11 protein-coding genes and 1 riboswitch are annotated in these 14,006 nt (G+C 62.6%); of the genes, 1 reads left to right on the forward strand and 10 read right to left on the reverse strand.

Annotation, left to right across the window (positions count from 1 at the left end):
• Positions 1-36: 36 nt before the first annotated feature.
• From KW839_RS24060 to KW839_RS24105, 10 genes are all read right to left on the reverse strand, one after another.
• Positions 37-729, reverse strand: a complete 693-nt coding sequence (locus tag KW839_RS24060; protein ID WP_060540684.1) for a pseudouridine synthase — start codon at positions 727-729, stop codon at positions 37-39.
• Between the two features lie 33 nt (positions 730-762).
• Positions 763-981: a cysteine-rich CWC family protein gene (locus KW839_RS24065; protein ID WP_218425690.1), complete on the reverse strand. Its 219-nt coding sequence runs from the start codon at positions 979-981 to the stop codon at positions 763-765.
• Positions 968-2,461, reverse strand: a complete 1,494-nt coding sequence (locus tag KW839_RS24070) for a sensor domain-containing diguanylate cyclase (protein WP_218425691.1) — start codon at positions 2,459-2,461, stop codon at positions 968-970. The genes KW839_RS24065 and KW839_RS24070 overlap by 14 nt, the downstream gene beginning before the upstream one ends.
• Positions 2,462-3,182: 721 nt before the next feature.
• Entirely contained in the window at positions 3,183-4,961 is a 1,779-nt protein-coding gene (atzF, locus tag KW839_RS24075) for an allophanate hydrolase (protein WP_218425692.1), read from the reverse strand.
• 24 nt (positions 4,962-4,985) lie between these two features.
• Positions 4,986-8,630 carry an urea carboxylase gene (gene uca, locus KW839_RS24080; RefSeq protein ID WP_218425693.1) on the reverse strand — a complete coding sequence of 1,215 codons (3,645 nt, stop codon included), beginning with the start codon at positions 8,628-8,630 and terminating at the stop codon, positions 4,986-4,988.
• Between the two features lie 280 nt (positions 8,631-8,910).
• Positions 8,911-9,573 (reverse strand): urea amidolyase associated protein UAAP2, encoded by a 663-nt coding sequence (locus KW839_RS24085; protein WP_218425694.1) that lies wholly within the window; start codon positions 9,571-9,573, stop codon positions 8,911-8,913.
• A gap of 11 nt (positions 9,574-9,584) precedes the next feature.
• Entirely contained in the window at positions 9,585-10,310 is a 726-nt protein-coding gene (locus KW839_RS24090) for an urea amidolyase associated protein UAAP1 (RefSeq protein WP_218425695.1), read from the reverse strand.
• Between the two features lie 13 nt (positions 10,311-10,323).
• Positions 10,324-11,112 carry an ABC transporter ATP-binding protein gene (locus KW839_RS24095; protein ID WP_060540677.1) on the reverse strand — a complete coding sequence of 263 codons (789 nt, stop codon included), beginning with the start codon at positions 11,110-11,112 and terminating at the stop codon, positions 10,324-10,326.
• The gene (locus tag KW839_RS24100; RefSeq protein ID WP_218425696.1) at positions 11,109-11,924 is read right to left on the reverse strand and encodes an ABC transporter permease; all 816 of its coding nucleotides are present in this window, start codon (positions 11,922-11,924) and stop codon (positions 11,109-11,111) included. Before KW839_RS24100 ends, KW839_RS24095 begins: the two co-directional genes overlap by 4 nt.
• 15 nt (positions 11,925-11,939) lie before the next feature.
• Positions 11,940-13,007, reverse strand: coding sequence for a putative urea ABC transporter substrate-binding protein (locus KW839_RS24105; RefSeq protein ID WP_060540675.1), 1,068 nt, complete (start codon positions 13,005-13,007; stop codon positions 11,940-11,942).
• A gap of 60 nt (positions 13,008-13,067) precedes the next feature.
• Positions 13,068-13,167, reverse strand: a riboswitch (guanidine-I (ykkC/yxkD leader).
• 348 nt (positions 13,168-13,515) lie between these two features.
• On the opposite strand from KW839_RS24105, the gene KW839_RS24110 reads away from it, so the two are divergent.
• Entirely contained in the window at positions 13,516-13,989 is a 474-nt protein-coding gene (locus KW839_RS24110; protein ID WP_218425697.1) for a hypothetical protein, read from the forward strand.
• Positions 13,990-14,006 lie beyond the last annotated feature (17 nt).

Below are 14,006 nucleotides of genomic sequence, written 5' to 3' on the forward strand. Positions count from 1 at the left end.
AAATTGTTGGACAACTTCTGCTCAGCGGTAGGCTGCTTAGATCAATTCGATCTCTTGAGCGGTCAGCGGGCGGTATTCGCCCGGTTTCAACGCATCGTCGAGGACTAGCGGGCCCATGCGTTCGCGGTGCAGGCGCAGCACTTTGTTGTCGAAGTGGCCGAACATTCGCTTCACCTGATGGTAGCGGCCTTCGACGATGCTCAGGCGTGCGGACCTGGCGGCGAGCAACTCCAACTCGGCGGGTTGGGTGGTGAGGTCTTCGAAAGCGAAGTACAACCCTTGGCTGAACGTGATGGCGTATTCGGGGCCGATGTCCTGTTCGGTTTCGACGTAGTAGACCTTGGGCAGCTTGGTCTGGGGTTGGGTCAGGCGGCGTGACCAGCTGCCGTCGTTGGTGATCAGCATCAGGCCGGTGGTGTTGAAGTCCAGGCGACCGGCGATGTGCAGTTCGTGCTTGTCCGGCTCATGGATCAGATCGAGCACGGTCGGGTGCTGCGGGTCGCGGGTGGCGCTGACGCATCCGGCGGGCTTGTGCAGCATGAAGTGGCGCAGGGGCTTGCCGACCTGCAGCACATCGCCGTCGACTTCGACGCGGCTGAACTCGCGGACTTCACTGTGCGGATCGCTGACGATTTCTCCGTCAACCCGCACGCGCTTTTCCACCAGCAACAGGCGCACCTGCTTGCGGTTGAAGCACGGCAGATTGCTGAGGAAGCGGTCAACGCGCATGACTAAGGGCCGGTGAAGAAAGGGCCGCGCATCTTACTTCAATGGCTGGGTCGCTGCTTGCAACTGCGCCTCGACCTCGGCGCAGCGCGGGCACAGGCAGGCCGCGTTGCGCAGTTCGGCGGGCAGCGCCTGGAGCACTGCCGGGTCGATGCTGACGCCGTAGCACCAGCAGGCCCGATCAGCGGTTCGCGGGTCCGCCAGGGCGCAATCGTTGGATGCACCGCAGGCCGGGCAGAGGTCAGGCTGGTTCATAAGTAGTGTGAGGCATTTCCACGCAGGTTCGATTGCGGCCGCTTTGCTTGGCCCGATACATCCCATGATCCGCCCGCGACAGCAGGCTGTGCAAGGTGTCATCGGGCTGCAGGGCGGTGAGGCCGATGCTGACGGTGACTTGCATCATGTGTTCGTTGTACGCATAACGCTGATGCGCCACGTATTGGCGGATTTTCTCGGCGATCTCGTGGCCGGTCTCGGCGTCGGTATCCTTGAGCAGGACGATGAATTCTTCACCGCCCCAGCGGCAGACGATGTCGCAGTGGCGCAGGCAACTCTGCAGGTCGCGGGCAAAACCGCTCAGCACCTGATCACCGGCCAGGTGACCGTAGGTGTCGTTCAGGGCCTTGAAGTGGTCCAGATCGAGCAGCAGCGCGGTCAGTGGGTTCAGTTCACGTTGGGCTTCGTGAATGGCCTGCACGGCCAGCAGGTCGAAACCGCGCCGGTTGGGCAGCTCGGTCAGGCTGTCGAGCGTCGCCTGGGCCTGGATCCTGTCCTGAAAGCGTTTGATCACGCGATTGAGCAAAACCATCACGACCAGCGTGACCACCAGGCAAATCAGCAGGTTGAGGTACAGCGACTGACGAATGTCATTGAGTGCGCCGTCTTCGCGCTTGTCGACGAACAGGTACCAGTTCAGTTCCGGGATGAACCGTACGTTGAGGAAATGCCCTTGACCCTGGACGGAGTATTCATAGCTGCCGATGTGGGGTTTGGGTAACTGGCTGACGAGGTCCTTCATGCTCGACAGTTGGCTGAGTTTCTGGCCGATCTGTGCGCCCTGCGGGCCACCCTCGGCACCGGTGAGTACCAGGCGCGCGAAGTTGTCGACGAAGTACACGCTGCGCTGGTAGCGCTGCTGGTACTTGTCGATCAGCTTGATTACCGCATCGACTGTCAGGCCAACACCCGCCGCACCGATGAAACGGTTGTTGTAGTCGTAGACCTTGTAGTTGATGAAGAAGGTCAGGTTGTCCTTGTTGGCGAGGTCCGGATCGAGGTTGATCTCGTAAGGATCGTTCATGTCTCGCACGCGAAAGTACCAGGCGTCGCGAGGCTCCGTGGCCTTGACCTGCTTGAGCACGCCCTTGGCGTGGTAGTAGGTCAGGCTGGTGTTGGAGACGAAGAACGCGGTGTAGGCGCCGTAGTGGGTCATGACCTCGTTGAGGTAACGGGTCATCTGGTCGGAGTCTTTTTCACCGTTGACAACCCAGTCACGCATGAAGGTGTCGCGGGACATCATCGAGGAAATGAGGATGGGCCTGACGAGGTCTTTCTGGATTTCCGAATAGACCGTGTCCGATGTCAGCGGCAGCTCAGTGTTGACGATGTTGTCGCGGATCGACGCCCGCGAGGCGTAGTAGCTGAGGAGGGAGGTCGCGAGAAACCCGGCGCCCAGCAGCGCGACCAGCGTGAGTACCAACCAGCGTTGAGCATACAGAGGCGAGCGGGGCGGCATGACAATTCCATTGGCAGAGGACCGATGGCTAGCATTCTAGTGGCACTTTGCCGAAATAACTGCTGCATTTGTTGGGGGAATGGGGGGTGATAGAAGGTGATTGACCGAACATTGTGGTGTCAGACAGGGCCAACCCCCTCACCCCAGCCCTCTCCCCAGAGGGGAGAGGGGGAAAGGGAGCCGATCTTTGTTGTTTTCAAGTGATGCGTTCGACGCGTTTTCCGGGATCAATGCAATTCGAAAATCGCCTGGCTCATTCCCCTCTCCCCACGAGGGGAAAGGGAGCCGATCTTTGTTGTTCTCAAGTGATGCGTTCGACGCGTTTTCCGGGATCAATGCAATTCGAAAATCGCCTGGCTCATTCCCCTCTCCCCACGAGGGGAAAGGGAGCCGATCTTTGTTGTTCTCAAGTGATGCGTTCGACGCGTTTTCCGGGATCAATGCAATTCGAAAATCGCCTGGCTCATTCCCCTCTCCCCACGGGGGAAAGGGGGCCGATCTTTGTTGTTCTCAAGTGATGCGTTGGACGCGTTTTCCGGGATCAATGCAATTCGAAATCGCCTGGCTCATTCCCCTCTCCCTACGGGGGAAAGGGGGCCGATCTCTGTTGTCTTCAAGTGATGAGTTCGACCCGGTTTCCGGGATCATTGCGATTCGACAGTCGCCTCGGTCAGTCCCCTCTCCTCCGGGAGAGGGTTAGGGTGAGGGCGGCGATCCCGGATCAGCCCCGAGTTTCCAGATACGCCCGCCACCCTCCCAAATGACTGATATCCACCGCCCCCTCCAACCCGTACGTCTCACAAATGAACCCGCTCTCCCAGCGTCCATCCGCCAGTTGCACCTTGCCCAACCCCAGCGGTGCCGGAATCCCGGTCAGGAATGAACCCAGTTCGCTGCTCGGCAGTTCCCAGACTTCCACCGCAATCGCCACGCCACCTTCCTTGACGCGGACCATGCCCGGCCGAAACGGCGGGCCTCCTGCCAGGGCGTACAGTTGGTAGTCCGGTGAGCTGCACGTTGTTTCAACCAGGCGGGCGCCACGCTGTTTGAGCTGCCAGTTCAAGGCCAGCCCATCCAGATGCGCACCGCAGACCACCAAGCGCGCCCGGTCATTGCGCGCGACGGTGGTCGGGGCGCTCGTGGTCGCGCTTTGCTGGCGCTGCAAGGCATCCGCCACGCCCAACAGATATTGATCGGTAAATGCCCGGCCAAACAGCGTCACACCCCACGGCAAGCCGTTGTCCATGAACCCGCTGGGCACGGCGACGGCGGCGTAGTCGAGCAGGTTCATGAAGTTGGTGTAGTAACCTAGTTGCGAGTTGCGCAGCACCGGTTCGGCTTCCAGTTCAGCCAGGGTGACCGGGCGGCCGATGGTCGGGGTGAGGACGCAATCGAGGCCGTCCAGCGCTTTGTCGCACAGGGCCTTGAGCGCTTGCAGGCGATATTGGGCGCGGAAGGTTTGCACGCCGCTGACCGCCGGGGCCTTGGCCAACACCGCGCGAATCACCGGCAGCACAGCCTCGGGATTTTGCTCCATCAACTCGCCGGCCACGCTGTAGCGCTCGGCCACCCATGGGCCCTCATACAGCAGGCGCGCGGCTTCCAGGAACGGCGACAGATCCAGTTCCACGGCTTCACCGCCCAGGGCCTTGAGTTGATCTTTGGCCTTGGTGAACAACTGCGGTCCTTCGGGACAGCCGAAGAACTGCAGGTCCTCGACACGGGGTATGCCGAAGCGAAACGGACGGATTGCGCCGAACGCCGAGCCGTCATTCCATAGTGGATTGCTGCGGCTGTAGGCGTCCCGTGGGTCCAGGCGCGCGGTGAGCGCCAGCAACTGGCTGGCTTCCCTGGCGGTGGCGGTGAAGGTGGTGACGCAATCGAGCGTGCGACAGGCCGGCACCACACCTGCTGTAGAGATCAAGCCCTTGGTGGCTTTCAAACCGACCAGATTGTTCAATGCCGCTGGTACGCGTCCGGAGCCTGCGGTATCAGTGCCCAGCGCAAAGCTCGCCACACCCAGCGCCACCGCCAAGGACGACCCGGCACTGGAGCCACCCGACGGATATTCCGGCAATACGCTGTTGGGGCAGGCGCCATAGGGCGAGCGGCTGCCATTGAGTCCGGTGGCGAACTGGTCGAGGTTGGTCTTGCCCAGTGGAATCGCTCCGAGGGCCAGCAGTTGCTCGACGATGGTGGCCGAGCGCTCCGGCACATAGGCAAACGCCGGGCACGCTGCCGTGGTTGGAATGCCCGCCAGATCGATGTTGTCCTTGATCGCGAACGGCACGCCATACAGCGGCAGGCTGTCGATGTCGCGTCCATCGAGGTTGGCCAGGTAGGGTTCCAGTTCATCGACGCTGAGCAAGTGGATGAACAGGTGGTAATCCGGGTTCAGCGCGGCCGCTTTATCGCGCAGATTGCGCAGCAGCTGCCGGGGCGTGGTACTGCCGTCGCGGTAAGCGTTGCGCAGGGCGTCGAGTTGCAGATTGATGTTCATGGCATTGGTCCTTTTCAAATGGGTTCAGTCGAGTTCCAGCACCACGACGCGCTGTCCGGCACGCACCGCCGAACCCGGTTGCACGCGAATCTCGCGAACCACGCCGGCCATCGGTGCGAGCAGGGGTATTTCCATCTTCATCGACTCCAGGACCACCAGCACATCGCCGGCCTCGACCCGCTTGCCGCAAGCCACCTGAACCTGCCAGAGGTTGCCGGCGATGTGGCTGTCGACGCTCAGTTCTCCACTGCCCAGCGGTGCGTCTTCGCTGGCTTGCGGGGCCGGTTCCTCGCTGTCGAAATGCGCCTGGCCGCTGGCGATCCAGCGCTCGCGTTCGGCGTTGAACGCGCCTTGTTGCTGCTCGCGAAACGCGGCGATGGTTTCGGCTTCTTTCGCCAGGAACGCCTGGTAATCCGCCAGGTTCAGCTGACTGTGTTCGATGTTCAGATCGAAGCGCCCGAGGGGGAAGTCGCGACGAATGCGCAGCAGTTCATCGGCGCTCACCGGGTAGAAGCGAATCTGATCGAAGAAGCGCAGCAGCCAGGGTTTGCCATCGAACGCGGCGACTTCGCGGTAGCGGTTCCACATCTGCAAGGTACGCCCGACGAACTGGTATCCGCCGGGACCTTCCATGCCGTACACGCACATGTAGGCACCACCGATGCCCACCGAGTTTTCCGCGGTCCAGGTGCGGGCCGGGTTGTACTTGGTGGTCACCAGGCGGTGACGCGGGTCCAGCGGGGTAGCGACCGGGGCGCCGAGGTAAACGTCGCCCAGGCCCATCACCAGATAACTGGCGTCGAACACCGTACGCTGCACTTCATCGAGGTTCGGCAGGTCGTTGATGCGGCGGATGAACTCCAGGTTGCTTGGGCACCAGGGGGCATCCTTGCGCACGGTGGTCATGTATTTTTCGATCGCCAGCTGGCACGCCGGGTCGTCCCAGGACAACGGTAGATGGACGATGCGCGACGGTACTTGCAGGTCCTTGGCGGCGCACACGGCGTCCCATTCGCCGGCGACGATGCCGAGCAGATCCGCCAGCGACAGTTGCTCGGGCTGGTAGTGCACCTGCAGCGAGCGGATGCCCGGCGTCAGGTCGATCACGCCGTGCAGGTTTTTGCTTTCCAGGGCTTGCATCAGGGCGTGGGCGCGAAAGCGCAGGACCAGATCGAGTTCGGGGGCGCCAATCTCAAGGAGAAGGTGCGTATCCCCCGACAACCTTGCGACCAGTCGTGTGTCCCCCTGACCCAGATCCATTACCACCGGCGACACAATCCCCTGTGGGAGCGGGCTTGCTCGCGAAAGCGGTGCTTCAGGCACATCAATGTTGACTGACACACCCTCTTCGCGAGCAAGCCCGCTCCCACAGTGATCCCATTTCAGGGCGAGGGTGCGGGCGGTTTTGAGATCGACGGGATGGAACCGGACTTTGTCCCCGGCATTGAGCTGCCCCAGCTGCCAAAGATCCGCCTCGATCACAGTCACCGGGCAGACGAACCCGCCGAGGCTCGGGCCATCCGGGCCGAGGATCACCGGCATGTCGCCGGTGAAATCCACCGCGCCGATGGCGTACGGATTGTCATGAATGTTCGACGGATGCAGCCCGGCCTCGCCGCCATCGGCGCGTACCCATTCAGGCTTGGGTCCGATCAGGCGCACGCCGGTGCGGCTGGAGTTGAAGTGCACTTCCCACTGCGTGGAGAAGAAAGTGGCGATGTAGTTTTCGGTGAAATACTCCGGCGCACCGTGGGGGCCGTAGATCACCCGGATCTGCCGCACCCCGGGCAACGCGCAGACCTGTTCTTCAGCCAGTTGTTGACCGGCGCTGTGGTCGCCCAGGGCGGGTACATGCAGCACGTCGCCGGTACGCAGGGCGCGACCGCCATGACCGCCGAACTGGCCGAGGGTGAAGGTGCTTTTACTGCCCAGATAATCCGGCACCTGCAGGCCGCCGCGCAGGCACAGATAGCTGCGCGCGCCGGCACCGGCAATCGTGCCCAGGCTCAAGGTGGCACCGGCCGGCACCCGCAGGGCGGTATTCATCGACACCGCTTCACCGTTCAACGTCAGCGGGATCACCGCGCCCGTGACGGCGACAACGGCTGCGCAATTGAAGCGCAGCAGCGGTCCGCTCATGGTGATTTCCAGCGCCGCCGCACCCTCGTCATTGCCCAGCAAGCGGTTACCCAGGCGCAACGCACGACTGTCCATCGGTCCCGACGGCGGCACGCCGACCGCCCAGTACCCGAGGCGACCGGGGTAATCCTGAATGCTGGTCTGGGTGCCGGCGCTGAGCACCTCGAACGTGTTGGCCTGATACACCAGGCCTTCCAGGCAACGGGTCCACGGCTGGCCGCTGGCGAAAGGCGTATCGAGCAGGATCTGCCGCAGGTAATCGCGGTTGGTTTCCACGCCATACAGCAGGCTGGCACCCAGGGCCTGATGCAGATCGGCGCGCGCCTGTTCACGGCTCGGCGCCCAACTGATGACCTTGGCGATCATCGGGTCGAAAAACGGCGGAATCTCGCAGCCGGCTTCGACCCAGGTGTCGATGCGCAGTTGTATGCCATTGGCCGCAGGGAAATCCACGGCGGTGAGCAGGCCGGGGCTCGGTTGAAAATCGCGGCCCGGATCCTCGGCATACAAGCGCGCCTGAATCGCGTGGCCCTCGGGTTGCAGACCCTGACTCAACTCACCCAGCGGCGGCAGGTCACCGGCGGCCAGTTGCACCATCCAGCGCACCAGGTCGACGCCCCACACTTGCTCGGTGACGCCATGCTCGACCTGCAGTCGGGTGTTCACTTCCAGAAAGTAGAAGCGCTGGTCTTCGCTGTCGAAGACAAATTCCACGGTACCGGCGCTGCGGTAGTTCACCGCCTGGGCCAGCTTGATCGCCGCCGCGCAGAGTTCTTCGGCCATGCCCTCGGGCAGGTTCGGCGCCGGGGTTTCTTCGAGCACTTTCTGGTTGCGCCGCTGCACCGAGCAATCGCGCACGCCGAGGGCGATCACTTCGCCTCGGCCATCGCCGAATACCTGCACTTCCAGATGCCGGGCACGCTGGATGTACTTCTCGATGAACACCCCGGCGTCGCTGAAGTTGTTCTGGCCGAGGCGTTTGACCGCCTCGAAGGATTCGTTCAATTCGGCCGCGTTGCGGCATACGCGCATGCCGATGCCGCCACCGCCGGCGGTGCTTTTGAGCATCACCGGGTAGCCGACCTGATTGCCGGCCGCCAAGGCTGCGTCGAGGCTGTCGAGCAGCTCGGTACCTTCGAGCATCGGCACGCCGTGTTGTTTGGCCAGGGCGCGGGCGGTGTGCTTGAGGCCGAATACCCGCAGCTGCTGCGCGGTCGGGCCGATGAAGGCGATGCCGGCGGCTTCGCAGGCTTCGGCGAACGCGGCGTTTTCCGAGAGGAAACCGTAGCCCGGATGGATTGCGCTGGCGCCGCTTGCGCGGGCGATGGCGAGGATCTTGTCGACCGCCAGATAAGTGCCAGCCGCCGCGCCTTCACCGAGGCTGTGGGCCTCGTCGGCTTGCAGGATGTGCAGGCTGGCGGCATCGGCTTCGGAGTACACCGCGACGCCTTGCACATGCAGTTCGCGCAGGGAGCGCAGGATGCGACAGGCAATGGCACCACGGTTGGCAATCAGGACTTTTTCGAACATGGCATAACCCCTGGAGGGGATGCGGGCCGTCCCGCAGTTTTTCTTGAGGCATCCGGGCCGTCCCGGATGAAAAATCAGAGTTCTTCAAACACCGCCGTCCCCTGTGGGAGCGGGCTTGCTCGCGAAAGCGCAGTGTCAGTCGACATCGATGTTGGATGTGACGGCCCCTTCGCGAGCAAGCCCGCTCCCACATTGGAGTTGTGGTGGTTTTACTTTTTGAGGCACTGGCCGGAGCGGGCCTGGCACAGGGCAAAAAACCATTTACGCAACCGAGCTAATTTCAGTTCCATACCAGCAGCTCCGCAGGGGTGGGGTTGTAGGCGTTGCACGGGTTGTTCAGTTGCGGGCAGTTGGAGATCAGCACGATCACGTCCATCTCGGCACGCAGGTCGACGTATTTACCCGGGGCGGATATCCCGTCTTCGAAGGTCAACCCGCCATCAGCGGTGACCGGCACGTTCATGAAGAAGTTGATGTTCGGCCCGATATCGCCCTTGCCCAGGCGACCGTCGTGGACACAGGCACGCAGGTAGTTGTCGCGGCAGCTGTGCATGTAGCGTTTTTCCAGGGCGTAGCGCACGGTGTTGCTCTCTTGCGCGCAGGCACCGCCGAGGGTGTCGTGACGGCCGCAGGTGTCGGCGACTATGGTCAGCATCGGCTTGCCGAGGTTGGAATACAGCACGCTGCCGGTGCTCAGGTACACGCTGTTCTGCCGGCGCAAGGTGCGCTGCACGTCATAGCGTTCCTTCGGGTTGGCGACGCTGTAGAACAGGGTGTCGACGGCCTGGTTGCCCTCCAGGTCGAGGATGCGCAAGGTCTGGCCGGCCTTGACCTCCATCAGCCAGGGTTCGCCGGCGGGGATGGTGGCGCGGTAGATCGCGGTTTCTGGCTGCCTGCTTGCGGCATTTCCATTGGAAGCAGCGGTGGCGATAGCGAGTGACATGGCAGCGATCCTCAGGCGAACAGACGGTCGGTGTTGATGAAGCCGCGCTCGTTTTCCGGGCGCGAAGTGCGGCAGTGTTCGGCGACGCTGGCGTCAGCGTTCATCCAGCTGAGCTTCAAGGGTTTGGGCGCGTATTCAGCTGACGGGTCCATCGGATGTTGCAGGGCGGTGAGCACCACCAGGGTGTCCATCGGCGCGTACAGCTCGATGTAGTCGCCGGCCTTGGAGTTGCCCTCGACGAAGTGAAAACGTCCGGCCTCATCGACGTTTACCCGGCTGAACAGGTTGAGTGTCATCAGCAGGTCGGACAGGCCCAGCCCCCACTTGCCCAGTTCCACCAGCAGGTTGTCGGTGCCGTTGCGGAAGAAGCCGTTGCGCAGTTCCTGATAGCGCCCTGCGCCGTATTTTTGCGCGACTTCTTCAGCGCAGAGCACGCCGCCCAGGCTGTCGCTCCAGCCGCAGGTGTCGGCCGTGATGGCAGCCAGCACGCGGCCCATGTCCGAGTACAGGCAATGGCCTGTCGTCAGCTTGGCGGTGTGTTGGCATTTGAGGCTGTCGGGCAGGTTCAGGCGCTCGGTTTTCTCGTTGGCATTGAGCAGCGTCAGGCTGACGTTGGCACCGCCGCGCAGGTCGGTCAGGCGCAATAGCTGGCCGCGTTTCAACACGAACGAGCGGTGGCCACCGCCGGGCAGCATTTCTTCGGCGAAGGGCGGGAACAGTTGGGTCGAATCAGTCATGGGCAAATTCCTCTCAAGCGATACGAAGCGTGCCCGCCAGCGGTGCCGGCAGGGCGTCGACGGCGGCACGGGTGGTGCGGCGGTCGCTGTTCAAAGGGATGTCGTAGGTGATGCGTGCGCCATAGGCGCCCGGGGCGTGCGGGTCGACGCGGACCTTGTCGAATACCATCAGGCGCGTGCCGAGGCTGAAGCCTTCGGACAGGTCATGGGTGACCATGAACACCGTCAGTCGGGTCTCGCGCCACAGCTCCAGCAGCAGGCTGTGCATGTCTTTGCGGATACCCGGGTCGAGGGCGCCGAACGGCTCGTCGAGCAGCAGTACCCGTGGTTTCATGATCAGCGCCTGGGCGATGGCCAGCCGTTGCTGCATGCCGCCGGAGAGCTGTGCCGGGTACTTGTCCAGCGAGTGGCCGAGGCCGACTTTGTGCAGCAGCACCGAAGCCTGTTCCCGGGCGTCACGTTTGGCGCTGCCGAACAGACGTCCAAGCAGCGGCGAGCGTGGCAGTTCCAGGCCGAGGGCGACGTTGTCCAGCACGCTCAGGTGCGGGAACACCGAATAGCGCTGGAACACCACGCCACGGCTGGCATCCGGTTCACCGGCCAGGGGCTGGCCGTCCAGCAGGATCTCGCCGCGACTGGCGCGCTCCTGCCCCAGCAGCAGGCGCAGAAAGGTCGATTTGCCACAACCGGACGCGCCTACCAGGGTGCAGAACTCACCCTCGCTGACGCTCAGATTCAAGCCTTCTAGCACTACCTGATCGGCGTATTGCTGCCAGACGTTTTTCACGGTGATAAAGCTCATGCCCGTGCTCCTTCGTACCAGGGGAACGCCCGTTGGGTCAGGTGCTTGAGCCCCCAGTCCATCAACCAGGCGAGCAGGGTGATCCACACCACGTAGGGCACAATCACGTCCATCGCCAGGTAGCGACGCACCAGGAAAATCCGGTAGCCGAGGCCGTCGGTTGAGGCAATGGCTTCTGCGGCAATCAGGAACAACCACGCCGAGCCCAGCATCAGCCGCAGCGAGATCAGCAGGCGTGGCAGCAACTGCGGCAAGACCACCCGCAGCATCAGGGTCCAGGTCGACGCGCCGAGGGTCTGGGCCTTGATCAGCAACTCGACGGGAATTTCCCGGGCGCGTTGCTCCAGGTCACGGGCAAGGCACGGGGTGATGCCGATCACGATCAGCATCACTTTCGACAACTCCCCGAGGCCGAAGACGATGAACAGGATCGGCAGAATCGCCAGCGGCGGCACCATCGACAGCACCGTCAGCAACGGCGACAACGGCGCGCCGAATAGCGGCAGCGTGCCGGCGGCCATGCCCAGGCACAGCCCGGCCAAAGCACTGATGCCAAGGCCGATGGCCAGGCGGCGCAGACTGGAGGCGGTGTCCTGCCAGAGCAGGTATTCACCGGTGCGCGCGTCGGCGACGAAGGCCAGGCGTTTCACCGCGTCGGTCATCTGCACTGCACTGGGCAGCAGCTTGTCGTTGGGGTTGTCCGCCAGTCGCTCGGCCGAGCCCAGGAAGTAGGCGAACAGCACGAGGGCGAACGGCAGGATCACCAACAGCAGGCGACTCGGGCGATCCGGGTGGCGATTGATCAGGCGCATGGCCAGGTCCTCTTCTTACAGCTTGGCGTCAGCGGCCATCTGCACGTAAGTCGGATCGAAGCGCAGCTTGAGGTTGCCCTTGTCGCCGCTGGTCACGCCGTTGGCGAAGGCCATGCCGACCGCGCTGGTGTCCTTGGCGCCTTCACCCAGCAAGCCGTGCTGGAAGGAAAATTCGGCAACCTTGCGCATGGTTTCCGGCAGTTGCTTGCTGGTGGAGAACGCGAGGGCTTCCTGGGGGGTGGCGAACAATTTGGTGGTGTCCAGTTGCGCCTGGAAACCCGCGAGGTCGGTGCCCGAGGCTTTGGCCATGTGTTCCAGGGCGGCTTGGCTGGCGGCGTTTTTCGCGTTCATCAACTCGACCACTTCGAACCAGGCGCCGGTCAGGGCTTTGCCCAGGGCCGGGTTGTCTTTGAGGGTGGCGCTGTTGACCACCATCATGTCCATGATTTCGCCGGGGATCTGGCTGGAGTTGAACACCTCGGTCACCGCAGGCTTGGCCTTGATGTCCGAAAGCATCGGGTTCCAGGTGGTGACGGCGTTGACCTGATCGGTGTTGAAGGCGGCCGAGATATCGGCGTCGGAGGTGTTGACCACTTTCAGGTCTTTCTCGGTGAGGTCCACCGAATCCAGGGCCCGGGCCAGCAGGTAATGGGAGACCGACAGCTCGACGAGGTTGACGTCCATGCCCTTGAGGTCGGTGATTTTCTTGCCTTCGCCCTTGAGCACGATGCCGTCGTTGCCGTTGGAGAAGTCGCTGACGATCAGCGCGGTGCTGTCGACGCCGCCGGCTGCGGGGATGGTCAGCGCGTCCATGTTGGTCATGGTGCAGCCATCGAACTGGCCGGCGGTGTACTGGTTGATCGATTCGACGTAGTCGTTGAGCTGCACGACATCGATCTTGATGCCGTACTTTTTCGCCCATTTGTCGACGATGCCCTGGCTGCCGGCATATTCCCAGGGCATCCAGCCGGCATAGATCGTCCAGCAGACGCTGAAGTGATCTTTCTGTGCGGCCTGGGACGAGAAGCTCACGATGGCGGCGAAGGCCGCGGCGAGCAGGGCGGGTAAACGAAGCTGGGACATGGTGGTTCTCCAGTTGATCAAGGGCGGACAGGAAGGCAGCGGCACCGCTAACGGTGGCTTTTCTCCCGGGCTTTTGTCCCGCCGTGTAACCTCAACTGGAGGTCGCCAACTCTCGGACCAGTCACTCGCGAAGCGAGCCGGAACCCTAGTCAGCCATTGCAAATTGTGGTGCCGCGAACCTGTGTGACTCCTGCACTGGCTTTGTTTAAGCGAGAGCCGTGCCAAGTCCGGTGGAGGGCTCTGGGACGGGCGGTGCGGGCATCAACGTGTTTAAGTGCCGGGGCGGCTTGCCTTGTGATGGTGCGTCAGTGCACTGAGATGCGGCGTGGCTGGCCGCTGATCCGAAACCTGCATGGATGAAAAACCTTTCATCGGCGAGGTGTTTCAACTTGTTGCGAGGGCGCACCAGGTCTCGAATTCGATGTCTGATATTTCGACAGTCACAGAACCATTGACTGCCGCCTGCCAGCGTCGCTGGTATGGCTCACTCGCGGTCCAGGAGGCCGCCATGCTCTGTCAAAAAAAGCTGCGCCGAATTCTACTGCTTGCAGTGTTGGGTTTGTCCCTGGGCGGATGCGTGCCTTATTACGATGGAGGAGACGGTTACTACAGGTCAGAGGTCTATACCTCGTCAGCGCCAAGCTATTACGCCGGCGGTAGCTATTACTCCAATGGTGGCGGCTACTACTCGCCGCCTGCCCGGTACTACGCTCCACCTGCACGGTATTACCAGCCCACGCCGCGCTACTACTCGCAGCCACGGGTCTATCAACCGGCTGGGCACTACTACCAGTCGCCGCGTCATACCCAACAGTCGCCGCGTTATTACCAGCAGCCGTCGCGGAGCGACTACCGGGCGCATCAGAACCGTGGGTGGGACGGCCATAACCGGAGTGGCTGGAACAATGATTCCAGAAGTCATGGCGCACGCAATAATCACAGTAGTCGTGGCGGCCGCGAGGGCCGCGGCGGTAACCGCTAACTAACTGTTATAGCGAT

It is taken from the genome of Pseudomonas sp. PDM31, assembly GCF_019218965.1.
Classification (GTDB): Bacteria; Pseudomonadota; Gammaproteobacteria; order Pseudomonadales; family Pseudomonadaceae; genus Aquipseudomonas.

Excerpts from the sequence above, each read along its gene's own strand:
- KW839_RS24065 (WP_218425690.1), bottom strand. The coding sequence starts at position 981 with ATGAACCAGCCTGACCTCTGCCCGGCCTGCGGTGCATCCAACGATTGC.
- KW839_RS24070 (WP_218425691.1), bottom strand. The coding sequence starts at position 2,461 with ATGCCGCCCCGCTCGCCTCTGTATGCTCAACGCTGGTTGGTACTCACG.
- KW839_RS24110 (WP_218425697.1), top strand. The coding sequence starts at position 13,516 with ATGCTCTGTCAAAAAAAGCTGCGCCGAATTCTACTGCTTGCAGTGTTG.
- KW839_RS24090 (WP_218425695.1), bottom strand. The coding sequence starts at position 10,310 with ATGACTGATTCGACCCAACTGTTCCCGCCCTTCGCCGAAGAAATGCTG.
- atzF (WP_218425692.1), bottom strand. The coding sequence starts at position 4,961 with ATGAACATCAATCTGCAACTCGACGCCCTGCGCAACGCTTACCGCGAC.
- uca (WP_218425693.1), bottom strand. The coding sequence starts at position 8,630 with ATGTTCGAAAAAGTCCTGATTGCCAACCGTGGTGCCATTGCCTGTCGC.
- KW839_RS24085 (WP_218425694.1), bottom strand. The coding sequence starts at position 9,573 with ATGTCACTCGCTATCGCCACCGCTGCTTCCAATGGAAATGCCGCAAGC.
- KW839_RS24100 (WP_218425696.1), bottom strand. The coding sequence starts at position 11,924 with ATGCGCCTGATCAATCGCCACCCGGATCGCCCGAGTCGCCTGCTGTTG.
- KW839_RS24060 (WP_060540684.1), bottom strand. The coding sequence starts at position 729 with ATGCGCGTTGACCGCTTCCTCAGCAATCTGCCGTGCTTCAACCGCAAG.
- KW839_RS24095 (WP_060540677.1), bottom strand. The coding sequence starts at position 11,112 with ATGAGCTTTATCACCGTGAAAAACGTCTGGCAGCAATACGCCGATCAG.
- KW839_RS24105 (WP_060540675.1), bottom strand. The coding sequence starts at position 13,007 with ATGTCCCAGCTTCGTTTACCCGCCCTGCTCGCCGCGGCCTTCGCCGCC.